Source organism: Pseudomonas nitroreducens (assembly GCF_010994165.1).
Classification (GTDB): Bacteria; Pseudomonadota; Gammaproteobacteria; order Pseudomonadales; family Pseudomonadaceae; genus Pseudomonas; species Pseudomonas nitroreducens.
On record NZ_WMBX01000002.1, the window covers coordinates 349,945 to 371,972 of the forward strand.

At 66.4% G+C, this 22,028-nt stretch carries 18 protein-coding genes; 7 read left to right on the top strand and 11 right to left on the bottom strand.

Annotated elements, in window-relative coordinates; translation table 11 throughout:
• Positions 1-49: 49 nt before the first annotated feature.
• Positions 50-862 (bottom strand): exodeoxyribonuclease III, encoded by an 813-nt coding sequence (xthA, locus tag GJV37_RS09545; protein WP_054907912.1) that lies wholly within the window; start codon positions 860-862, stop codon positions 50-52.
• Positions 863-991: 129 nt separating this feature from the next.
• Between xthA and GJV37_RS09550 the strand changes: the two genes are divergently transcribed.
• The 5 genes from GJV37_RS09550 to GJV37_RS09570 all read left to right on the top strand — a co-directional run bounded on the left by GJV37_RS09550 (position 992) and on the right by GJV37_RS09570 (position 10,871).
• Positions 992-1,639: a GNAT family N-acetyltransferase gene (locus GJV37_RS09550; RefSeq protein ID WP_024765504.1), complete on the top strand. Its 648-nt coding sequence runs from the start codon at positions 992-994 to the stop codon at positions 1,637-1,639.
• A gap of 80 nt (positions 1,640-1,719) precedes the next feature.
• The gene (locus GJV37_RS09555) at positions 1,720-3,447 is read left to right on the top strand and encodes an autotransporter assembly complex protein TamA (RefSeq protein ID WP_084357613.1); all 1,728 of its coding nucleotides are present in this window, start codon (positions 1,720-1,722) and stop codon (positions 3,445-3,447) included.
• Between the two features lie 14 nt (positions 3,448-3,461).
• Complete coding sequence (locus GJV37_RS09560) at positions 3,462-7,127, top strand: translocation/assembly module TamB domain-containing protein (RefSeq protein ID WP_193452380.1); 3,666 nt, start codon at positions 3,462-3,464, stop codon at positions 7,125-7,127.
• A 125-nt stretch (positions 7,128-7,252) separates the two neighbouring features.
• A complete protein-coding gene (gene mgtA, locus GJV37_RS09565) occupies positions 7,253-9,970 on the top strand; it encodes a magnesium-translocating P-type ATPase (protein WP_170859862.1) in 2,718 nt (905 codons plus the stop codon).
• A gap of 100 nt (positions 9,971-10,070) precedes the next feature.
• Positions 10,071-10,871, top strand: coding sequence for a substrate-binding periplasmic protein (locus GJV37_RS09570; RefSeq protein ID WP_205896513.1), 801 nt, complete (start codon positions 10,071-10,073; stop codon positions 10,869-10,871).
• A gap of 2 nt (positions 10,872-10,873) precedes the next feature.
• Here GJV37_RS09570 and GJV37_RS09575 read toward each other — a convergent pair whose 3' ends face one another.
• Both GJV37_RS09575 and GJV37_RS09580 read right to left on the bottom strand, forming a co-directional pair.
• Positions 10,874-11,341, bottom strand: coding sequence for a thermonuclease family protein (locus GJV37_RS09575; RefSeq protein ID WP_170859863.1), 468 nt, complete (start codon positions 11,339-11,341; stop codon positions 10,874-10,876).
• A gap of 67 nt (positions 11,342-11,408) precedes the next feature.
• A complete protein-coding gene (locus tag GJV37_RS09580) occupies positions 11,409-12,401 on the bottom strand; it encodes an aldo/keto reductase (RefSeq protein WP_170859864.1) in 993 nt (330 codons plus the stop codon).
• Positions 12,402-12,516: 115 nt separating this feature from the next.
• On the opposite strand from GJV37_RS09580, the gene GJV37_RS09585 reads away from it, so the two are divergent.
• Together GJV37_RS09585 and GJV37_RS09590 are read left to right on the top strand one after the other, a co-directional pair.
• Complete coding sequence (locus tag GJV37_RS09585; protein WP_024765499.1) at positions 12,517-13,416, top strand: LysR family transcriptional regulator; 900 nt, start codon at positions 12,517-12,519, stop codon at positions 13,414-13,416.
• Positions 13,417-13,555: 139 nt separating this feature from the next.
• Positions 13,556-14,377 (top strand): alpha/beta fold hydrolase, encoded by an 822-nt coding sequence (locus tag GJV37_RS09590; protein ID WP_024765498.1) that lies wholly within the window; start codon positions 13,556-13,558, stop codon positions 14,375-14,377.
• A gap of 80 nt (positions 14,378-14,457) precedes the next feature.
• Here GJV37_RS09590 and GJV37_RS09595 read toward each other — a convergent pair whose 3' ends face one another.
• The 8 genes from GJV37_RS09595 to GJV37_RS09630 form a co-directional block, all read right to left on the bottom strand.
• Entirely contained in the window at positions 14,458-14,811 is a 354-nt protein-coding gene (locus GJV37_RS09595) for a VOC family protein (protein WP_024765497.1), read from the bottom strand.
• A 38-nt stretch (positions 14,812-14,849) separates the two neighbouring features.
• The gene (locus GJV37_RS09600; protein ID WP_037015035.1) at positions 14,850-15,359 is read right to left on the bottom strand and encodes a hypothetical protein; all 510 of its coding nucleotides are present in this window, start codon (positions 15,357-15,359) and stop codon (positions 14,850-14,852) included.
• Positions 15,360-15,494: 135 nt separating this feature from the next.
• Entirely contained in the window at positions 15,495-16,169 is a 675-nt protein-coding gene (locus tag GJV37_RS09605) for a methionine ABC transporter permease (protein ID WP_162483998.1), read from the bottom strand.
• A complete protein-coding gene (locus tag GJV37_RS09610) occupies positions 16,132-17,193 on the bottom strand; it encodes a methionine ABC transporter ATP-binding protein (protein WP_024765494.1) in 1,062 nt (353 codons plus the stop codon). Before GJV37_RS09610 ends, GJV37_RS09605 begins: the two co-directional genes overlap by 38 nt.
• Before the next feature lie 135 nt (positions 17,194-17,328).
• Positions 17,329-18,126 (bottom strand): MetQ/NlpA family ABC transporter substrate-binding protein, encoded by a 798-nt coding sequence (locus tag GJV37_RS09615; RefSeq protein ID WP_037015040.1) that lies wholly within the window; start codon positions 18,124-18,126, stop codon positions 17,329-17,331.
• A gap of 39 nt (positions 18,127-18,165) precedes the next feature.
• Positions 18,166-19,563, bottom strand: coding sequence for an LLM class flavin-dependent oxidoreductase (locus GJV37_RS09620; protein WP_193452381.1), 1,398 nt, complete (start codon positions 19,561-19,563; stop codon positions 18,166-18,168).
• Positions 19,560-20,762: an SfnB family sulfur acquisition oxidoreductase gene (locus GJV37_RS09625; RefSeq protein WP_084357621.1), complete on the bottom strand. Its 1,203-nt coding sequence runs from the start codon at positions 20,760-20,762 to the stop codon at positions 19,560-19,562. Before GJV37_RS09625 ends, GJV37_RS09620 begins: the two co-directional genes overlap by 4 nt.
• Positions 20,763-20,771: 9 nt before the next feature.
• Positions 20,772-22,007, bottom strand: coding sequence for an SfnB family sulfur acquisition oxidoreductase (locus tag GJV37_RS09630; RefSeq protein WP_024765491.1), 1,236 nt, complete (start codon positions 22,005-22,007; stop codon positions 20,772-20,774).
• Between the last annotated feature and the right edge of the window lie 21 nt (positions 22,008-22,028).

Consider the following 22,028-nt stretch of genomic DNA (forward strand, 5'->3'; position numbering starts at 1 on the left):
GCCTGAGAATGAAATAGCCCGGCCCTTGCCGGGCTTTTCACTCAGGGTGTCACTTCAGCTGCAACCAGATCGGCGCATGGTCGGACGGCTTTTCCATACCGCGGATGTCGTAGTCCACACCGGTATCGGCAATGCGCCCGCGCAGGGCTTCGGAGGCGAGGATGACGTCAATGCGCAGGCCGCGCTTGGGGGTGTCCTCGAAGCCGCGACTGCGGTAGTCGAACCAACTGAAGCGGTCATCCACGCTCGGGTTCTGCAGGCGGAAACTGTCCACCAGACCCCAGCCCTTGAGGCGTGCCAACCATTCGCGCTCTTCCGGCAGGAAGCTGCACTTGCCGGTCTTCAGCCAGCGCTTGCGATTCTCTTCGCCGATACCGATGTCGCAGTCTTCCGGCGAGATGTTGATATCGCCCATCACGATCAGTTGCTGGTCGGGCTGGAAGCGGGTTTCCAGCAGGTCCTGGAGGTCGGCGTAGAAGCGCTGCTTGGCCGGGAACTTCACCGGATGATCACGGCTCTCGCCCTGCGGGAAGTAGCCGTTCATCACGGTGATCAACTGACCCTGGGCGTCCTTGAAGGTGCCCCAGATGAAGCGGCGCTGGGATTCCTCGCCGTCGTTGGGGAAGCCGCGCTGCAGTTCCAGCGGCTCCTGACGGGAGAGCAGGGCGACGCCGTAGTGGCCTTTCTGCCCGTGGTAGTGCACGTGGTAGCCGAGGGCTTCGATTTCCTCGCGGGGGAACTGTTCGTCGGCGACCTTGGTTTCCTGCAGGCCGATCACGTCCGGCTGGTGGCGTTCGATGATCGCTTGGAGCTGGTGGGGACGTGCGCGCAAACCGTTGATATTGAAAGAGACGATTTTCATCCTGGGCGCCCTGGCAAAAGCACGATGCTAGCCCAGGTGGACGGACCCTGGCGACCCCGGCGAGGCGCTGCTAGGGTTTTGTGGCTGGACTCATAACCATAAGAAGAACTCACAAGAAGAGGCGTCCGCATGCCTGATACCCGCGCCGAAGTCCGTCTGCTGGACGGCAGCTACAGCCGTGAAGTCCGCTCGCTGCTGTACCACGCCTATCGTCACGAACCCACTTTTGCCTATCTGTTCGAATCCGATCGCCCTGGATTCGACCAGCGCGTGCGAGCCACCATCCGTGAACTGGTCAACCAGCACTTCCTCGAGGAGTTGCCATCCATCGGGCTGCTGCTCGAGGACCGCTTGGTGGGCGTCGCGCTGATCGTTCCGCCGCAGCGCCGGCTGGATGTCACGGAAAGCTGGTTCTGGCGCATGCGCATGCTGCTGACCACCGGCCTGGGCTGCACCCGGCGCTATCTGGACTACCACGCCGCCGTGATTGGCTGCCTGCCGCCGGGGCCATACCACATCCTGCCGCTGATTGGCGTGCACCCGGAGTTCCAGGGCAAGCACCTGGGCGAACAGCTTCTCGACGCGCTGCATACCTGGTGCGCCGAGGATGGCGGCTCGCAAGGGCTGGTGCTGGATACGGGCAACGCACGGTACCTGGAGTTCTATCGGCGTCATGGCTACGAGGAACTCGGTGAAGTTGCCCTGGGACCGATCCGCGAGCATGTCCTGTTCCACCCGAATGTGGGGCGCGAGGCGGCAAAGGCAGCTGCGGGATAGGCCGGCGGCCAGTCGCTCAGACGTTTCCTACGCTCTAGGGTGAGGCATCGCGGGGAAAACCCGTGCTAGCATTTCGCGCCATGAGAGTTGTCCAAGGATTGCTTGGGCTGCTGCTGGTAATGGCCTTCTGCTTGCAGAGGGCGCTGGCGGTCGAAGCCCATCTCGACGTTCGTGTCACCCCCGCCAACGCTGCGCTCAAGGCCAATATCGAGGCCTATGTGGGCAGCCTTGGCGAGCGTGATCAGGCGGCCCTGCAAAGATTCCGGCGCAATGCCGTGGAGCAGGCGCAGAAGGCCGCCCAGGCTTTGGGTTACTACCAGGCGCGGATCCGTGGCCGGGTGACCGATGACAAGGTGCCCACGCTGCGGATCAATGTGCGGCCAGGCGAGCCCGTGCACCTGCGTAATGTGACGGTGCGAGTTGACGGGCCGGCCGCCAAGCTCAAGAGCTTCCGCGTTCCCGGCGGGGATTCCCTGAAGCCTGGCGCGCAACTCAACCACGGCGCCTACGAGGACGCCAAGCGGCTGATCCAGAACCAGGCTTCGCGCTTCGGTTTCTTCCGCGGGCAGTTCACCCAGCAGCAGTTGCGCATCGACCCCGAGGCGGGTGTGGCGGATATCGAGCTGGTCTACGCCAGCGGGCCGCGCTACCGGCTGGGCAAGGTCGACTTCGCCGGCGATTTCCCCTTCGACGAGGACCTGCTGCAGCGCATGGTGCCGTTCAAGGAAGGCAGCGACTACGATTCCGAGCAGATCGCCGATCTCAACCAGGCTCTGCAATCCAGCGGCTATTTCGATGGCGTGCGGGTCGACGCTGCACCGACCAATGCCGATGGCGAGGTGGTGCCGGTGCACGTTCACCTGGAAGCGCGCAAGCCGCGCACCATGGGGCTTGGCCTCGGCTTCTCGACGGACGTGGGGCCGCGCGCACGGGCGACCTGGACCCGTCACTGGGTCAACCCGCAGGGCCACAGCCTGGGCTTCGAGGCGGAAGTTTCCGCGCCCCGGCAGAACGTCGGCGCCTGGTACGAGATCCCGCTGGACCCGCCGCTCACCGACAAGCTGCGCTTCACCAGCGGCTACCAGTACGAAGACCTGGTGGACACCGAGAGCAAGCTGCTCACGCTCGGTGGCGAGTGGCACCACAAGCTCGACAGCGGCTGGCAGCGGGTCGTCTCGCTGAACTGGCAGCGCGAGGAATACAAGCTGGGTGACGATTCGGGCCTGAGCAGCTTCCTGATGCCGGGGATCGGCTACTCGATCCTCGAAGCCGACAACAAGATCGACCCTGGCAAGGGCTACCGCCTGCAGTTCGAAGTGAAGGGCGCCAAGGAAGGTCTGCTGGCGGACGCCGATGTGGCGCACATCAACGCCATGGCCAAGGGCGTGACCAGTTTCTGGGGAGGGCAGCGCTTGCTTGGACGCATCCAGGTCGGCGGCATCGCCACCAATGACTACAGCGCGATCCCGCCGTCGCTGCGCTTTTTCGCCGGCGGCGACCAGAGCGTGCGTGGCTACGACTACCAGACGCTGTCGCCGAAGAATTCCGATGGCGACCGCATTGGCGGCCGCTACATGGTCGCCGGCAGCGTCGAATACCAGTATCCCATCGCCGAGCGCTGGCGCATCGCCGCCTTCGTCGACCAGGGCAACTCCTTCAACTCGCTGGACTTCCCCTCGATCAAGACTGGCGTCGGGATCGGCATCCGCTGGATTTCCCCGGTCGGCCCGCTGCGCCTGGACCTCGCCGACGGCCTGGATGAGGACGGCGGCATCCGCCTGCACTTCTCCATGGGGCCTGAGTTGTGAGTCGCGTGGGCTGGATGCGCGCACTGCGCTGGAGCCTGGGCGGCCTGCTCGGGCTGATTCTGCTGCTGGTTATCGCCGTGGCTGCCTTGCTCGGCACTCCAGCCGGCAGCCGTGCAGTGTTGAGCTGGGTGCCGGGCCTGAACGTGGAAGGATTCGACGGTCGCCTCGCCGGCGGTTTCAGCGCCAAGCGCCTGGAGTGGAGCGATGGTGCAACGCATCTGGTGCTCGATCAGCCGCAGATCGACTGGTCGCCTGCCTGCCTGCTGCGCATGACCCTGTGCCTGCACAAGGTGGTGGCCAACGAAGTGCTGCTGACCCTGCCGCCAAGCGAGCCGAGCGAGTCCTCCGGCCCAATCGAGTTGCCCGACCTGAGCCTGCCGCTGTCGCTGGAGCTGGGTGACATCCGTATTGGTCGCTTCCTGCTGGATGGCCAGGAACAGCTGCGCGACGCCGAACTGGCGGCGCACTGGGACCGTGAAGGCCTGCATATCGACTCGGTAAAGCTCGTCCGCGATGGCCTGAACCTGTCGCTCAAGGGCTTGCTGAAACCCACGCAGGGCTGGCCGCTGGAGGCCGAGGGCACTCTCGGCCTGCCGGCGCCGGGCGAGAAACCCTGGACCCTGCAACTGCAGGCCAGTGGCGAGCTGATGGGCCACCTGAAGTTGCAGGCGCAGAGCAGTGGCTATCTGAACGGCACCCTGGAAGGTGACCTGCAACCGCTGGCGGAGAACCTGCCGGCCACCGCACTGGTCATTGCCGACGGCTTCAAGGCGGACGCCTCGCTGCCCGATACCCTGACGCTGAATCAATTGCGCCTGAACGCCAGCGGCAATCTCAAGGATGGCTACCAACTGGCCGGCGCTGCCGTGTTGCCCGCCGAGCAAAGCCCGGTGGTACTGACGCTGCGCGGCCGTGTCGACGCCCAGGGCGCGGATATCGCCGCGCTGGACCTGAGTGCCGCCAAGGACCAGCGCGTGGCGCTGACCGGCCGGCTCGACTGGAAGGATGCCTTCGCTGCCAACGCTCAGCTCGACTGGCTCGACTTCCCCTGGCGCCGCCTGTATCCGGCCATCGACGAGCCGCCGGTGAGTGTGCATACCTTCAAAGCCGAAGTGAGCTACAGCGAGGGTGCCTACCTGGGCAACTTCGATGGCGCCTTCAAGGGGCCTGCCGGCGATTTCACCCTGGCCAGCCCGGTGTCGGGCAACCTCTCGGAAGTCTTCCTGCCGTCGCTGAAACTGGTGGCGGGGCAGGGCAAGGCCGAAGGACACCTGAAGGTCGGCTTCGCCGACGCGGTGACCTGGGATGCGGCCCTCGGCCTGTCCGACCTCGACCCGGCCTACTGGCTGGAGGAGATGCCCGGCCGCCTTGGCGGGCCGCTGCGCAGCAAGGGCTCGCTCAAGGGCGACGCGTTGAACCTTGATGCCAACCTCGACCTGCAGGGGCGCCTGCGCGGCCAGCCAGCCATTTTCAAGGCAAATGCCGTGGCGGCTGGTCAGGCGTGGAAGGTCGATGGACTGACGCTGCAACTGGGCGACAACCGCATCAGCGGGCAGGCTGCGCTGGACCAGCGGTTGTCCGGCCGCCTGGATATCGCGCTGAATCGCCTGGGCCAGTTGTGGCCGCAATTGTTCGGCAAGGTCAGCGGCCAGCTCGATCTTGCCGGCACGCTGCAGGCGCCGCAGGGGCAGCTCAAGCTCGACGGCCAGCGCGTCGCCTACGCCGACCAGGGCCTGCGCACGCTGGACCTGACCGCCTCCCTGGATGCCGCCCAGCGCGGCCGGGTCAACCTGACGGCCCAGGGCCTGCGCAGCGGCGATACGGATTTCGGCGTGCTCAAGCTGGACGGCAGCGGCGATCTCAAGCGCCAGCAGCTTGCCCTGAACCTGCAAGGCAAACCGGTGGTGCTCGACCTCGGCCTGGACGGCAACTGGAACGGCAAGGACTGGCGCGGACGCCTCGCGAAAGGCGACATACAGAGCGGCGGACAGGACTGGCGCCTGCAGCAGCCGGCGCGCCTGGAGCGTCTGGCGGACGGGCGCATCAACCTTGGCGCCCATTGCTGGGCCTCCGGCCCGGCCAGCCTGTGCATGGAAGACCAGCGCCTGATGCCCGACCCGCGCCTGCGCATGCACCTGCGCGAGTTCCCGCTGGACAGCCTGGCGCGCTGGCTGCCGGAAGACTTTGCCTGGAAGGGCAAGCTCGACGGCGACGTGCAGCTCGACCTGCCTGGCAGCGGGCCGAACGGTTCGATCCTGATCAATGCCAATAACGGCACCCTGCGCATCAAGGAGCAGGAGGAATGGGTCGACTTCCCCTACCAGCGCCTGCAGCTGGAAAGTCGCCTGACGCCACGGCGCATCGACACCAACCTGCAGTTCCAGGGCGACAAGCTCGGCAGCCTGCAGGCCCAGGTCCAGCTCGATCCGCGCCCGAAGAACAAGCCGGTCAACGGCACCTTCAGCCTCAATGGCCTGGATATCTCCCTGGCCCGGCCGTTCGCGCCCATGGTGGAAACCCTGAAAGGCCATCTCAATGGCAGCGGGCAGATTTCCGGCGGCCTGCTGGCGCCCCGGGTGGACGGCGAACTGCGCCTGAGTGACGGCGAAATTTCCGGTGGCGATCTGCCGACGCGCTTCGAGCAGTTGCAGGTCACCGCGCGGATCGCCGGCGAGCAGGTCGACCTGAGTGGCGACTGGAAGGCGGGCGAGAACGGCAACGGCAGCCTGTCCGGACGCATCGCCTGGGCCAGTGGCCTGGATGTCGACGTGAAGCTGCGCGGCAATCGTTTGCCGGTCACCGTGGAGCCTTACGCCAACCTGGAGGTGGAACCGGACCTCAGCGTGCAGATGGCGGGTGAGAAGCTCGCGGTCTCCGGTTCGGTGCAGGTGCCGCGTGGCGCCATCACCATTCGCCAGTTGCCGCCGTCCACGGTCAAGGTCTCCGACGACACCGTGATCGTCGGCGCGAAGCAGGAACCCAGGAGCGCCTTGGCGCTGAACATGGACATCGACGTCAAGGTCGGCAGCGACAAGCTGACCTTCAGCGGCTTCGGCCTGAATGCCGAACTGGCCGGCCAGGTGCACATCGGCGACAACATGGACACCCGTGGCGAGTTGCGCCTGAACAACGGCCGCTACCGTGCCTACGGCCAGAAGCTGATCATCCGCCGAGCGCGGCTGCTGTTCGCCGGGCCCATCGACCAGCCTTTCCTCGACGTCGAGGCGATCCGCAAGGTCGACGACGTGGTGGCCGGCCTGCGCCTCACCGGCAATGCCGAGCAGCCGCGCAGCGAGGTGTTCTCCGAGCCCGCCATGAGCCAGCAGCAGGCGCTGTCCTACCTGGTGCTGGGGCGGCCGATGTCCAGCGGCGAGGACAGCAACATGCTGGGCGAGGCGGCCCTGGCGCTCGGTCTGGCGGGCAGTGCGCCATTGACCGGCGAGGTGGCGCAGAGGCTGGGTATCCAGGACTTCCAGCTGGACACCGAGGGCACCGGCAACAGCACCAGCGTGGTCGCCAGCGGCCAGCTCTCCGACCGTCTCAGCCTGCGTTATGGCGTGGGCGTGTTCGAGCCGGCCAACACCATCGCGCTGCGCTACCTGCTGAGCAAGAAGGTCTACCTGGAGGCCGCCAGCGGCCTGGCCAGTTCGCTGGATATCTTCTACAAGCGCGACTTCTGAGTGCAGTCGGCAGCGTTGCTGCCGACTCTTCCGCCCCGGCCCCGCCAGCCTTCATGGCCCCTTAAGGTAGCCGGCACAGACTTCCCCCGCCGCCGGACGACGTGGCGCACAAGGGGAGAGTCATCATGCGCCTGGACCTCATCAGGACCCACCTGCTCGAATTCATCAACAAGGGCTTCCCGGCCCGTCAATTGCGCCGGCTGGCCGCGCGCGACCTGCTGCGGGGAGCCGCCGTCGGGCGCCAGGCGTCCAATGCGCTGACCGCGAGCCTGCTGGAGTGGTCCGCGCTGGAGTCCGCCTCTGTGCTGGAACGCCTGGAAAGCCGGCGCGAGGGCCTCAGCGAAACCGAGGCAGAGGAACGCCGCCAGCGCGACGGGCTGAACGAGGTCGACCAGGACCGGCCGATCGGCGCCTGGATGCACCTGTGGTACTGCTACTGCAATCCCTTCAACCTGCTGCTCACCGTGCTGGCGACCATCTCCTGGCTTACCGAGGACGTCGAGGCCGCCGTGGTGATCGGCAGCATGGTGGCTATTTCCACGTTGCTGCGTTTCATCCAGGAGAAGCGCTCCAACCGGGCCGCCGAAAAGCTCAAGGCGATGGTCAGCAACACCGCCACGGTATTCCGCAGCGCCGAGGACGATGGCCCCGCGCTGCGCGTGGAGGTGCCGATCCGTCAACTGGTGCCCGGCGATGTGCTGTGGCTGTCGGCTGGCGACATGGTGCCGGCGGACGTGCGCCTGCTGAGCGCCAAGGACCTCTTCGTCGGCCAGGCTGCACTGACCGGCGAATCCCTGCCGGTCGAGAAGTTCGCTCAGCTGCGCGATGCCCGCCAGGGCAATCCGCTGGAGCGCGACAGCCTGTGCTTCATGGGCACCACGGTGGTCAGCGGCTCCGCCCTGGCGGTGGTGATCGGCACCGGCACGCGCACTTACTTCGGCTCCCTTGCCGAGCGAGTGATCGCCAGCGATCCGACGCCGACCGCGTTCCAGACCGGGGTGAACCGCGTCAGTTGGCTGCTGATCCGCTTCATGCTGGTGATGGCGCCGGTGGTCCTGCTGATCAATGGCTTCACCAAGGGTGAATGGCTGGAGGCCGCGCTGTTCGCGCTGTCCATCGCCGTCGGCCTGACCCCGGAAATGCTTCCGATGATCGTCACCTCGACCCTGGCCAAGGGCGCGGTGGTGCTCAGCAGGCGCAAGGTGATCGTCAAGCGTCTGGACGCCATCCAGAACTTCGGCGCGATGGACATCCTCTGCACCGACAAGACCGGTACCCTGACCCAGGACCGCATCGTCCTCGAACGCCACACCGACGCCTTCGGCCAGGTGCAGGACCGCGTGCTGCAACTGGCCTTCCTCAACAGCCACTACCAGACCGGCCTGAAGAACCTGCTGGACGTCGCCGTGCTCGAACACGTCGAGCTGCGCCATGCGCTCAAGGTGGACAGCCGCTTCCGCAAGCTCGACGAGATTCCCTTCGACTTCGCCCGCCGGCGCATGTCGGTGGTGGTCAGTGAACGCGAGGACAACCACCTGCTGATCTGCAAGGGCGCGCTGGAAGAAGTGCTGGCGGTGTGCGAATCGGTGGAGACCGCCGAGGGTATCGAGCCGCTGACCGGTGCCCGCCTGGACAGCATTCGCGCGGTGGCCGACGAGCTCAACCAGGAAGGCTTGCGGGTGGTCGCCGTCGCCACTCGCGAGTTGCCGCCGACCCGCGATACCTACGGCGTGGCGGACGAGAGCCGGCTGTGCCTGGCCGGCTACATCGCCTTCCTCGATCCGCCCAAGGAAACCACCGCCCCGGCGCTGCGCGCGCTGGCACAGAACGGCGTGGCCGTGAAGGTGCTGACCGGCGACAACGACCGGGTAAGCCTCAAGGTCTGCCGTGATGTGGGCCTGGTGGTCGAGGGTGTGCTGCTCGGCCCGCAGCTGGACGAACTGGACGATACCGCGCTGGGCGAACTGGCCGAGCGCACCACGCTGTTCGCCAAGCTCACCCCCAGTCACAAGGAGCGCCTGGTGCGCGTGCTGCGCGAGCGCGGCCATGTGGTCGGCTTCCTCGGCGACGGCATCAACGACGCTCCGGCGCTGCGCACGGCGGACATCGGCATCTCGGTGGATTCGGCGGTGGACATCGCCAAGGAAGCCGCCGACCTGATCCTCCTGGAAAAGAGCCTGATGGTCCTGGAGGAGGGCGTCATCGAAGGTCGCCGCACCTTCGCCAACATGCTCAAGTACATCCGCATGACCGCCAGCTCCAACTTCGGCAACGTGTTCAGCGTGCTGGTGGCCAGTGCCTTCATTCCGTTCCTGCCGATGCTGCCGCTGCAGCTGCTGGTGCAGAACCTGCTCTACGACCTGTCGCAGGTCGCCATTCCCTTCGACCATGTCGACGACGAGCTGCTGCGCAAACCGCAGCAATGGAACCCGGACGGGCTGGGGCGTTTCATGGTGTTCTTCGGGCCGATCAGTTCGATCTTCGACATCGCCACCTTCCTCGTGCTCTGGCATGTGTTCGGTGCGAACTCACCCGTGCACCAGACGCTGTTCCAGTCCGGCTGGTTCGTCGAGGGACTGATCTCGCAACTGCTGGTGGTGCACATGATCCGCACCCGACGCATTCCCTTCCTGCAAAGCCGCGCCGCCTGGCCGCTGCTGGGCATGACCCTGGTGATCGTCGCGGTGGCGATCTTCCTGCCCATGGGACCGCTGGCGCACTCCTTCCGCATGGAGGCGTTGCCGCTGGGTTACTGGCCTTGGCTGGTGGCCATCCTGCTGGGCTACATGGCGCTGACCCAGGCGGTGAAGGGCTGGTTCGCGCGGCGCTACGGCTGGCAGTGAGCGAAACGGGACGAACGTCCGAACCCGATCACCGCTGGTCACGCGGGCATGGGGTTCAATACACTGCGGCGTCCGTCTTCTCCCGCTGTGAGTCGAGATATTGCCATCGCGAGCCGTTCGCCTGCCGTTGCTCCTGCGTGTGCGCTTCAAGCGCCTGGTCCTGCTGGGCCTGGCGCTGGCCAGCTTGCCGCTGGCTGCCTGCGAAAAGTCACTGCGCTGGGATGACGACCCGCCGTTCAGCATGCAGTTGCCCGACGGCCGCATCGGAGGTCTCTACGTCGAGCTGAACCGTGCCGTGCTGGAGCGCCTGGGTTGCCAGGTGCGCATGGTCAAGCTGCCCTGGGCGCGGGCGTTGAAGGAGCTGGAGCTGGGCCGCCTCGACGTGTTGCCCGGCGCCTTCCGCAAGCCCGAGCGCGAGGTCTATGCCTGGTTCTCCGGTGCCCTGTTGCCGCCCTCGCGCAACATCCTCTTTGTCCGACGCGGTTTGCCCCAGCGCGACAGCCTGCAGCAGCTGTCCGATCTGGCCGGCAGCGGCTTCCGTCTCGGCGCACAGATCGATGTGTCCTACGGCGAACCCTTCCGCCAACTGATGGCCGATCCGGACTACGCCGCGCGTGTGTTCTTCAACCCAAACCGCAGCAACCTCTGGCATATGGTCGACAAGGGGCGCATCGACGGCATCATCGCCGACGAGCACAGCGGCCAGTATGAGCTTCAGCAACTGGGCCTGGCGGGGCGCATCGAACCTACGGGCGTGGTGGTGTCAGCGGAGTCGGCGGAGGTCGCGTTCAGCAAGCGCACCCAGGACGAGGGTTTCGTCCGTCGCTATGCGCAGATGCTCAAGACCCTGGTGGAAGAGGGCGAGGATCGGCGCATCCTGCAGCACTATGTCAGCAATTGACTTCAGGGCTTGCGCCAGAGGTTGATTCGGCGCGCCTTGGCTTCGTGTTCCTCGAACTGGTACTGGCCGACTTCCTCGGACGTCTGCGCGTCGCTCTGCCGCCAGCGTGCGAGGCCGATGCTCAACTGGGCGCGGCCGATATCCAGGGTGTGGCCGCAGTTCGGGCACTCCGCCGGAGTGACCCACACCGCCGCGCGCAGGCTGCCGTCGGCCAGCGGTTCGGCGTGCTTGAGGGTGGCGCTCTTGCCCAGGGCAAGCTGCACCAGGGCTGCGCGGGAACGTTGGCCGAAGGGCTGCTCCAGTTCCGGAGCGGTCACGCCGCGCAGGTGGATGGTGGTGTCGCCACCGTCCGCGCGCTGGCAGTTCAACTGGTCGCCGCTGAAGACGGCCGTCACCTGGCATTCCTCATCCGCGTGGGCGGCGAGGGGAAGGAAGGATAGTACGAGCAGTGCGGCGGGAACGAATCGCATGGAGCCTCCGGTGGACCCCGTCAGCATAACCGCTGCGAGTGTCCACCGGAGCGCCGCTGCAGAGCTTTTACTGGATCAGCGCCATCACCTGTTCGCTGTAGCGTCCGCCGGCGGCGGCGCCGGCCGGGAAGATCGCGTCCAGTTCGAGCAGTTCAGCCTGGGTCAGCGCCAGGTTCACGGCGGCGACGTTCTCCTCCAGGTACTTGCGCTGCTTGGTGCCCGGGATCGGCACGAGGTGCTCGCCCTGGGCCAGCACCCAGGCCAGCGCCAGTTGCGAGGGTTTCACGCCCCGAGCGGCGGCCAGCTCGGCGACCTTGTCCACCAGTTGCAGGTTCTTCGCGAAATTCTCGCCGGTGAAGCGTGGGCTGGAGCGGCGATAGTCATCCTCGGCGAAGTCATCGGGGCTCTTCAACGCACCGGTGAGGAAGCCCCGGCCCAGCGGGCTGTAGGGCACGAAGCCGACTCCCAGGCGCGCACAGGCGGTCAGCACGCCGTTCTCCTCCGGGTCGCGGGTCCACAATGAGTACTCGCTCTGCAGCGCGGTGATCGGGTGGACCCGGTGCGCGCGCTCCAGGGTTTCTGCCGAGGCTTCGCTGAGGCCGAGGAAGCGCACCTTGCCGGCCTTCACCAACTCGGCCATGGCACCGACGGTTTCCTCGATGGGTACATTCGGGTCGACGCGGTGCTGGTAGTAGAGATCGATGTGGTCGGTGCCCAGGCGCTGCAGGCTGCCTTCCACGGCCTGGCGGATGTACTCCGGGCTGCCGTTGGCGCCGCGTACCTGCGGCTGGTCCGGGGTGCGCACGATGCCGAACTTGGTGGCAAGGAAGACCTGTTCGCGCTTGCCCTTCAGGGCGCGGCCGAGCAGTTCCTCGTTGGTGTGCGGGCCATAGATGTCGGCAGTGTCGAGCAGCGTGACGCCCAGTTCCAGCGCGCGGTGCAGGGTGGCGATGGATTCGGCTTCATCGCTGCCGGTGGTGTAGAAGTCGGACATGCCCATGCAACCGAGGCCGATGGCGGAGACGATGGGGCCTTGCGGGCCCAGGCGACGGGTTTTCATGCGGGATTCTCCAGGTGAGGAAAGGGGCAGGACCATTCTTGTTGTTTGTCTGGCATGGATAAACCAGCGGATTACGGTTTAACTATTCGGTATGGATGAATAATCGGAGCGTGTTATGGACCGCTTGCAGGCCATGCAGGTCTACACCCGCATCGTCGAACTCAGGGCCTTCGGCAAGGCGGCGGACAGCCTCCAGCTGCCGCGCGCCAGCGTGACCCAGCTGATCCAGCAATTGGAGACGCACCTGGGCGTGCAACTGCTGCGCCGCACCACCCGGCAGGTGAGTGTCACCGCCGACGGGCAGGCTTACTACGAGCGCTGCGTGCGCCTGCTGGAGGATCTGGAGGAAGCGGAGAACTGCTTCTCCGACTCCCCCGACAACCCGCGCGGCAAGCTGCGCATCGACCTGCCCAGCTCGCTGGGGCGGCTGGTGGTGATCCCGGCGCTGCCGGAGTTCTGCCGGCGCTACCCGCAGATCGAGCTGGAGCTGAGCCTGAACGACCGCCAGGTGGACCTGGTTCGCGAGGGGGTGGACTGCGTGCTGCGCGCCGGAGAATTGCCGGATTCCAGCCTGGTCGGCCGGCGTATCGCCGAGCTCGAGCAACTCACCTGCGTGGGGCGCGCCTACGCGCAGGAGTTCGGGCTGCCCGAGCATCCGCAGCGGCTCGAAGGGCACTTGGCGGTGAACTATCAGTCGGCTTCCAGCGGGCGCATCTTCGACCTGGAGTTCCGCTTCGACGGCCAACTGCGTACCCAGCGGTTGCCCAGCCGGATCACGGTGAACAACGCCGATGCCTACATCGCCGCCTGTCGTGCCGGTTTCGGGATGATCCAGGCGCCGCGCTACCACTTGCGCGAGGGGCTGGCCAGCGGTGAGCTGCTCGAAGTACTGCGCGCCTGGCAGCCGCCACCGTTGCCGGTCAGCGTGCTGTATCCAGTGCGCCGGCAGATGTCGCGGCGCCTGCGGGTGTTTTCCGACTGGCTCGGCGGTTTGTTCGAGGCGGGCATCGGCTGAGCCGTCGCTCGTCGGAAAGCTGCCGGCGAAACCTGCCGCCGTCACTGTGCTGGCTATGCTCAAGGCCGCCGTAGAGCGGTTTGCAGTCGCTGAAGTTGCGGCGTTTCTTTTCAACTACTCCCTGAAGGAAACGACCCAAATGAGCATCGTGAAAGCGAAAGATGGCACCGAGATCTTCTACAAGGATTGGGGCAGCGGGCAGCCAGTGGTGTTCTCCCATGGCTGGCCGCTCAATGCTGACGCCTGGGACGCGCAGATGCTGTTCCTGGTGCAGAAGGGCTACCGTGTCATCGCCCATGACCGGCGCGGCCATGGACGCTCGGGCCAGCCGGCCAATGGCAATGACATGGATACCTACGCCGACGACCTGGCGGCGGTGATCGAGGCACTTGACCTCAAGGGCGCCACACTGGTGGGCCACTCCACCGGTGGCGGCGAGGTGGCGCACTACATCGGCCGGCATGGCACCAAGCGGCTTTCCGGCGCCGTGCTGATCGGTGCGGTGCCGCCGCTGATGCTCAAGACCGCCGCCAACCCCGGTGGTTTGCCGATCGACGTGTTCGACGGCATCCGCAAGGGCGTGAAGGAAGACCGCTCGCAGTTCTTCAAGGACCTGGCGCTACCTTTCTACGGCTACAACCGGCCGGGTGTGAAGGTTTCCCAGGGAGTCATCGACAACTTCTGGCTGCAGGGCATGATGGGCGGGCACCTGGGCTTGTACCTGTGCGTCCGTGAGTTCTCCGAAGTGGATTACACCGAGGACCTGAAGAAGATCGACGTGCCGGCGCTGATCCTCCACGGCGATGACGATCAGATCGTGCCCATTGGCGCCGCCGGCCAGCGCTCTGTCGAGCTGGTGCAGAAAGGTGAGCTGAAGGTGTACAAGGGCGGGTCGCACGGCATGTGCACCACCATGGCCGACCAGGTGAACGCGGATCTGTTGGGCTTCCTCAATCGCTGAAGCCATTCGCGAGCAAGCTCGCTCCTGCAGGAGTAGCGCACAGGCAGTTGTAGGAGCGAGCCTGCTCGCACACCCACTTCTTAATGAACATGCTGGAGTGCGTTCACCAGCGTCCCCTGGGGATCGCGCACGAAGAACCGCCGCACGCCCCAGGGCTCGAGGGTCAACGCATAGACAATCTCGTGGCCGGCGGCCTGGGCACGCTGATACACCTCATCGAGATTGTCCACCTCGATGGACAGGCCTGGCACCGGCGCGCCGGAGCCCCCTTCGCTGGCCAGGCTCAACTGCGCGAGTGCGCTTTCGCCGCTGGCGAGCGTGATCAGCCAGCCGTGGTCCATCACGATCTCTAGGTCGAACAGTTCGCGATAGAAACGCGCGACTTCGGCAGGCTCGCCGGCGGCGAGGTTGGCGACGATGCGGCGGACGGTCATGGCGGAGCTCCGATAAGGACAACCGCCAGCATAGACCCTCAGTGTGCCGGGCGTGCCGGCGGCATCCGCCGACGATGGATGCGGTAGAACTGGTAGAGCACACCGACGACGAAGACCAGCAGCGCGATAGTCACCGCTGTTTGCACCGGTGGCGAATCCGGACCCTGGCCGATGGGGTTCGACGGCGGCAGGCGCGACAGCGATTCGTTGAGCGTCGGGATCATCATCAGGAAGAAGCTGAAGCTCATCGCCGCCGTTTCCACGTACTCGCCCAGGCCGCCGAGGGCGCCGACGCGCTGCGCGTAGCTGCCCACCGCAATGGCGACCAGGCAGAGGATGCCGATGGCGTGCCCCGCGTTGAAGCCGCCGGTACTGGAGAGTCCGAATGCCGTCAGCACGCCGAGGATCATCCCGTAGACATACCACCTGCCGACACGGCTGCGCGGGTCGATGCGCCCCGCCTGATAGAACGCCCAGATGCCCGCGACCAGGGGCACCAGGCTGATGGCGGTATGCACGATACCCAGGGTGGAAAGGGGGTTGGCCATGACGAACGCCTCCGCAGTGAGCACAGGGACGCCACGCATCCACGAGCTGTGCCGGGGCACGGAGGGGCGGGTGTGTTGTCAGGTTAGACGCAACCCGCGTCGGAGCGGGGCCGTGGCGGATTCAGCCGACGAACGTCACAGCCGCTTGTTCAGCCAGCGCGCCAGGCGGTCGCCGCCGAACTGGATCAGGGTCACCAACGCCACCAGCAGGATGATCACGGTGAGCATCACCTGTGTATCGAAGCGCTGGTAGCCGTAGCGGTAGGCCAGGTCGCCGAGGCCGCCAGCACCGATGGCGCCCGCCATGGCCGAGGAGTTGATCATGGTCACCAGGGTGATGGTGAAGCCGGCGACGATGCCTGGCCGTGCCTCGGGCAGCAGCACGTTCCAGATGATGTGCCGGGGTTGGCAGCCCATCGCCTGCGCGGCCTCGATCAAGCCGTGGTCGACCTCGCGCAGGCTGACTTCGGCGATGCGCGCGAAGAACGGCGTGGCGGCGATGGTCAGCGGCACGACCGCGGCCCAGACGCCGTAGCTGGTGCCGACGATCAGACGGGTGAAGGGGATCAGCGCGACCATCAGGATCAGGAACGGGATCGAGCGCAGCACATTGACCACGCTGCCCAGGCTCTGGTTGACCAGGCGCGCCTGGAAGATCCCGCCGGGGCCGGTGGTGACCAGCACCAGGGCCAGCGGAATGCCCACCAGCAGGACGATGGCCGAGGATGCGCCGATCATCAGCAGAGTGTCGAGCAGGCCTTGCAGCAGGCGGTCAGGCATGGGTGAGCACCTCCAGGCGATCGGCAACATCGCGGGCGCGTTCGAGCAGTTGCGCAGCGCTGGTTGCGGGCGCGGCGACGCTCAGCAGCAGGCGACCAAGGGCGCGGCCCTGAATACGTTCGATGCCGCCGTGCAGCAGACTGATGCGGCTGCCCAGTGCCTGGGCAATGGCCAGCAGGTCGGGCTCCTGCTCGCGTACACCGGTGTAGTGCAGGTCGAGGATGACCTCGTCGTCCGACGGATTTTCCAGCCGCGCCAGCAGGTCCGGCGGCAGGTGCTGCTGCAGCGAGCCGAGCAGGGTGCGGCTGACTTCGTGCTGCGGGTTGCCGAAGACCTCCCAGACGTCGCCTTGCTCAACGATGCGGCCCCGTTCGAGCACCACCACGCGGTCGCAGATTTCCCGGATCACCGCCATCTCGTGGGTGATCAGCACGATGGTCAGGCCGAGGCGGCGGTTGATGTCGCGCAGCAGGGCGAGGATGGCCTGGGTGCTCTCCGGGTCCAGCGCCGAAGTGGCCTCGTCGCAGAGCAGGATTTCCGGCTGGTGCACCAGCGCGCGGGCAATGCCGACGCGCTGCTTCTGCCCGCCGGAGAGTTGCGCCGGGTAGGCGTGGCGCTTGTCCTGCAGCCCTACGAGCTGTAGCAGTTCGTCCACCCGCTCGGCGATGCGCGCCTTGGGCACGCCGGCCACGCGCAGGGGCAGGGCGATGTTCTGCGCGACCGTCTTGGCCGACATCAGGTTGAAGTGCTGGAAGATCATGCCGACGCGGCGGCGCAGGCCGACCAGTTGCTGGGCGTCGAAGGCGCCGATGTCCTCGCCGTCGATCAGCACCTGGCCGACGCTGGGTTGCTCCAGGCGGTTGAGGGTGCGGATCAGCGAGCTCTTGCCGGCGCCGCTGCGGCCGATGATGCCGAACACTTCGCCACGGCGGACGGAGAGTTCGATATCGCTCAGTGCCTCCACCGGGCCGTGGTGGCCGGCGTAGGTCTTGCCCAGGCCGCGCAGGGCGATGTGCTGGGTGGCGAGTTCGAGGTTACGGTTGAAGCTGACCATGGTGGGGGCCTGTTCTGGAGTTCGGAGAAGGCTGGTTGCCCTCTCCCTTCAGGGAGAGGGCTGGGGATAGGGAAAAAGCTCCGCCTCGGCTTCGCAGAAGAAGACATTTACCCTTACCGATGAACGTCGGCGCGCTCACTGCCAGCCGGGTTGGTAGAGCGAGCCATGGGCCTTGTCCAGCGCGGCGCGCACCTGCGGTGAATGCTGGTAGAGGTCGACGAATTTCTTCAGCTTGCCGTCCGGGTCCTTGTAGTCATCGCGGGTGACGAACTGGATGACGTACTCCTTGTTCTCGATACCGTCGAACAGCAGCGCGCTGTTCGGATCGATGGTGCCGGCCAGGCGGATATAGTGCGGGTAGCCCTGGGCCAGGTCGACGTCATCCAGCGCGCGCACCAGCTGCACGGCTTCCAGTTCGATGATCTGAATGTGCCTGGGGTTGGCGACGATGTCGTCCAGCGTCGCCTTGTAGCCCACTCCATCCTTGAGCTTGAGCAGCCCGGCCTTCTGCAGCAGCTGCAGGCCGCGGCCGCCATTGATGGGGTCGTTGGCGATGGCGACCTTGGCGCCCTCGGGCAGGTCGGCGATGGCCTTGTATTTGGTCGAATACAGGCCGACGTTGTTGATGATCCCCGGTGCGAAGGCCTTCAGGTGCAGCCCGCCTTCGCGGTTGGCGTTTTCCAGGAAGGGCGTGTGCTGGAAGTAGTTGGCATCGATGTCGCCGTGGTCGAGGGTGATGTTCGGTGCATTCCAGTCGGTGAATTCCACCAGCTCGACCTTCAGGCCTTGTGCGGCGGCTTCCTTCACCGCCACCTCCAGCGGAGGGGCGAAGGCGGCGGTGGTGCCCAGGCGCAGGGTATCGGCGGCCTGGGCGAGGCCGGCGGCGAGGAGGCTCAGCGAGAGGCCGAGGGTGAGCTTGAAGCGTGCATGCATGGCAACGAATCCTTATGGGGTTTAGAGCCTGACGGCCTTTTAAAGAGAGAAGGCTGGAGTCGCTCCAGTGGCGGTTGCCTGGCGATAGCTCGCGCCGACGTGCTGCGCGGGCAGTCGGGCGCGGCCGGCGCCGAAGAGTTTTTCCCGCAGGGTGCCGGCCTCGTAGGCGGTCTTGTAGGCGCCGCGGTTCTGCAATTCGGGCACCACCAGCTCAATGAAGTCGGCGTAGCTTTCCGGCTCCACGGTGCGGGTGAGGTTGAAGCCGTCCAGGCCCGCCTCGTTGATCCAGCCCAGCAGCTCGTCCGCTACCTGCACCGGGTCGCCCACCAGCGTGGTGTAGCGGCCGCCGAGGGTGAACTGTTCCAGCAACTGGCGCACGGTGGCGTCGGTACGGGCCACGGTCAGGGCCTTGGTGGCGGACTCGATGGCATTGGTCTTTTCGTAGCGGATCGGCTCGTCCAGCGCGTAGCGCGAGAAGTCTATGCCGGTGGTGCTGGCGAAGTGCGCAAGCCCGGCCTCGGCGCTGGCGAAGCGGCGGTACTCGGCGAGCTTGTCGCGCGCCTCGGCCTCGGTCGCTGCGACGATGACGTTGATGCCCATGAACACCTTGATGTCGCCCGGCCGACGCCCCGCGTCCACTGCCGCCTGGCGGATGCGGTCCACCAGCACGCGGGTGGCTTCACGGCTCTGTGCCGAGACGAACACGCACTCGGCGTGGCGTGCTGCGAAGGCGAGCCCGCGATTGGACGCGCCGGCCTGGAACAAGAGTGGCGTGCGCTGCGGCGATGGCTGGCTGAGGTGGTAGCCCTCGACGTCGAAGAACTCGCCGTGGTGGCGGACCTTGTGCACCTTGCCCGGCTGCGCATAGAGGCGGCGCTGGCGGTCGGCGATTACCGCGTCGTCTTCCCAGCTGCCTTCCCAGAGCTTGTAGAGCACCTCCAGGTATTCGTCGGCGCGGTCGTAGCGGCGGTCGTGGTCGATCTGCCGGTCCTGGCCCATGGCGCGGGCGGTGCTTTCCAGGTAGCCGGTGACGATATTCCAGCCGACCCGGCCATCGCTCAGATGGTCGAGTGTGGAGAGGCGCCGGGCGAACGGGTAGGGTGCCTCGTAGGTGAGGTTGGCGGTGACGCCGAAGCCCAGATTTTGCGTAACGCCGGCCATGGCCGAGACCAGCATCAGCGGGTCGTTCACCGGCAGCTGGATGGCCTCCTTCGCGGTGAGCTCGATGCCGTTCTGGTAGACGTCGTAGACGCCGAGGATATCGGCCAGGAACAGGCCGTCGAACAGGCCTTTCTCCAGCAGGCGGGCGAGCTCGGTCCAGTGGCTGAGCCTGTTGAAGTCCGTCGAGCGGTCGCGCGGGTGGGTCCACAGGCCGTGGTTGATATGGCCGACGCAATTCATGCTGAAGGCGTTGAGGAGAATCTGTTTCTGGCTCATAGGGTTCCCCGGCGCGGCGGGAGCTTGCCGTTGAGGTAGTAGTTGCCCACCGCGAAATACTTCCAGCGCGCCGGGTCGTGCAGGGTGTGCACGCGGGCGTTGCGCCAGTGGCGATCCAGGCCCAGTTCGGCGAGGCTGGCGCGGCTGCCGCCCAGTTCGATCAGCTTGCTGCCGGCGAGCAGCGAGACTTCGGTGGTAATGGCGCGCGCCTCGGCCACGGCGATGGACGCGGCGGCAACGCTTTCGGCAGTCGGCTCGGCGGTGGCTGCGTCGAGCACTCGGCCGGAGCGGTCCAGCAGCGCTTCGGCGGCATGCAGGCGGATCGCCAGGCGGCCCACCTCGTTGATCGCCAGCGGATCATCGCTGGCCTTGTCCACGCCCGAATCGATCCACGGCCGTGCCTTCTCGCGCAGGAAGGTCAGCGTGTCTTCATAAGCGCCCCGAGCGATGCCGACATCGATGGCCGCGTGCAGAATCTGTGCGTAAGGGCCAACGGTGGTCGGGCGCTCGAAAGCAGCCTGGAACGAGACGATGTCGTCCTCGCCGACCTGCGCGCCATCGAACACCACGCTGCCGCTGCCGGTGGTGCGCTGGCCGAAGCCGGACCAGTCGTCGATGATCTCGACGCCCGGGGTGTCGCGCGGGATGAAGGCGAATTGCTGCAGGCCATCGTCATCGATCACCAGCGTCGGAATGCGCTGCGCATACAGCGCGCCGGTACAGTAGAACTTGCGGCCGTGAATGCGCAGGCGGCCGTCCTCGCGCTTGAGGCGCGTGGTGCGATCATGGGCGGTACGGGTGCCGATCTCCGCCAGCGCATTGCCGAAGCGCACGCCGGCCAGCACCTCGGCGAACAGGCGGGCTTTCTGCTCGTCGTTGCCATTCACCCGCAGCAGTTCGATGGCATAGAAATGGTTCTGCGGAATCTGCCCCAGCGAGCCGTCGGCGGCGGAGATGATGGCGATCACCCGCGCCACGGTGACGCGGGAGACGCCCGCGCCGCCATACTCGCGCGGCACGGTGATGCCCCACAGGCCGGAGCGGCTGAAGCGTTCTAGTTCGTCCCACGGCAGGCGCCGCTCGCGGTCGCGGGCGATGGCGCCTGCGCGGAAGTCGGCGGCCAAGGCGCGGGCGACGTCGAGGGCTTCGTCGTCGCTGCGGATGATGTGGACGGGATTTGGCTGTACGAGACTGTTCATCGGCGCTCCTCAGATCCAGGAATGTCGCGCCGGGCGGGCGCCGTTGAGGTGGTAGGCGCCAACCGCCTGGACCTTCCAGCGCACCGGGTCGTGCAGGGTGTGCACGCGGGCGTTGCGCCAGTGGCGGTCGAGGTTGAACTCGGCGAGGGTGGCGCGGCTGCCGGCCAGTTCGAAGAGCTTCTCGCTGGCGGCCAGGCTGATCTCGGTGGTCAGCACCTTGGCCTCGGCCACGGCGATGGACGCGCGGGCGGCGGACTCGTCGTCGACGGGGCGTGCGCTGACTTCGTCGAGCACATGGCCGGCGCGTTCCAGCAGCGCCTCGGCGGCGTGCAGTTCGACCTGCAGGCGGCCGATCTCGAAGAGGGTGAAAGGCTCTTCGCTGGCCTGCTCGACGTTGGCGTCGATAAAGGGGCGGGTGCGCGTGCGGATGAAGTCGATGGCGTCTTCCAGGGCGTTCGCCGCGATGCCGGCATCAATGGCGGCCTGGATCAGTTGCGAGACGGCGCCCTGGATGTTCGGGATGTCGGCCAGGCGACCGTTGTGGATCACCAGCGAGTCGGCGACGGGTGCGTTATCCAGCAGCACGGTGCCGCTGGCGGTGGTGCGCTGGCCGAAGCCGGACCAGTCGTCGACGATGCGCAGGCCATCCACGCCACGTTCGACGAAGCCCATGACCGCGCGGCCGTCTTCGTCGATGGCTTTCACCGCGACCCAGTGGGCGAACAGCGCGCCGGTTGAATAGAACTTCTCGCCACTGACGCGGAACTGCTCGCCGTCGCGCACCAGTCGTGCCTTGAGTTCGAGGGTGTTCCTGGTATTACGCTCGGGGCCGGCATTGCCGATGCGCCGGCCGTTGAGTACGCCGCCGAACAGCACGCGCTTCTGTGCGTCGCTGGCGACGTTGTCGATGACGTTGAGCAGGCCGAACTGGTTCTGCGGGATCTGCCCCAGAGCCGGGTCGGCGGCACAGATCACGCGGAAGACTTCGGCCACGGTGGCGTAGGAAACTTGCGCGCCGCCGTACTCGCGGGGAATGCTGATGCCGCCCAGGCCGAGGGCGGTGAAGTGTTCCAGTTCGCTCCAGGGCAGCGCGCGCTCGCGGTCGCGCGCGGCGGCTCCGGGTTTCGCCAGGCGGGCCACTTCGTGGGCGGCTTCGATGGCCTGGGCGTCGTTGCTGATACGGCGCGCCGGGAGTAGCCGGGGCGCCTGGTCACGAAGGTCCTTGGGTGCGGATTCGTTGGTCATGCGTTGCCTTCTTTTTTGCTT

Bases quoted from the DNA above. Each gene is read 5' to 3' on its own strand.
- GJV37_RS09595 (WP_024765497.1), bottom strand. From the start codon at position 14,811: ATGACCGTCCGCCGCATCGTCGCCAACCTCGCCGCCGGCGAGCCTGCC.
- GJV37_RS09560 (WP_193452380.1), top strand. From the start codon at position 3,462: ATGCGCGCACTGCGCTGGAGCCTGGGCGGCCTGCTCGGGCTGATTCTG.
- xthA (WP_054907912.1), bottom strand. From the start codon at position 862: ATGAAAATCGTCTCTTTCAATATCAACGGTTTGCGCGCACGTCCCCAC.
- GJV37_RS09620 (WP_193452381.1), bottom strand. From the start codon at position 19,563: ATGAGCCAGAAACAGATTCTCCTCAACGCCTTCAGCATGAATTGCGTC.
- GJV37_RS09585 (WP_024765499.1), top strand. From the start codon at position 12,517: ATGGACCGCTTGCAGGCCATGCAGGTCTACACCCGCATCGTCGAACTC.
- GJV37_RS09555 (WP_084357613.1), top strand. From the start codon at position 1,720: ATGAGAGTTGTCCAAGGATTGCTTGGGCTGCTGCTGGTAATGGCCTTC.
- GJV37_RS09605 (WP_162483998.1), bottom strand. From the start codon at position 16,169: ATGTTGCCGATCGCCTGGAGGTGCTCACCCATGCCTGACCGCCTGCTG.
- GJV37_RS09630 (WP_024765491.1), bottom strand. From the start codon at position 22,007: ATGACCAACGAATCCGCACCCAAGGACCTTCGTGACCAGGCGCCCCGG.
- GJV37_RS09590 (WP_024765498.1), top strand. From the start codon at position 13,556: ATGAGCATCGTGAAAGCGAAAGATGGCACCGAGATCTTCTACAAGGAT.
- GJV37_RS09575 (WP_170859863.1), bottom strand. From the start codon at position 11,341: ATGCGATTCGTTCCCGCCGCACTGCTCGTACTATCCTTCCTTCCCCTC.
- GJV37_RS09610 (WP_024765494.1), bottom strand. From the start codon at position 17,193: ATGGTCAGCTTCAACCGTAACCTCGAACTCGCCACCCAGCACATCGCC.
- GJV37_RS09615 (WP_037015040.1), bottom strand. From the start codon at position 18,126: ATGCATGCACGCTTCAAGCTCACCCTCGGCCTCTCGCTGAGCCTCCTC.
- GJV37_RS09550 (WP_024765504.1), top strand. From the start codon at position 992: ATGCCTGATACCCGCGCCGAAGTCCGTCTGCTGGACGGCAGCTACAGC.
- GJV37_RS09580 (WP_170859864.1), bottom strand. From the start codon at position 12,401: ATGAAAACCCGTCGCCTGGGCCCGCAAGGCCCCATCGTCTCCGCCATC.
- GJV37_RS09625 (WP_084357621.1), bottom strand. From the start codon at position 20,762: ATGAACAGTCTCGTACAGCCAAATCCCGTCCACATCATCCGCAGCGAC.
- mgtA (WP_170859862.1), top strand. From the start codon at position 7,253: ATGCGCCTGGACCTCATCAGGACCCACCTGCTCGAATTCATCAACAAG.
- GJV37_RS09600 (WP_037015035.1), bottom strand. From the start codon at position 15,359: ATGGCCAACCCCCTTTCCACCCTGGGTATCGTGCATACCGCCATCAGC.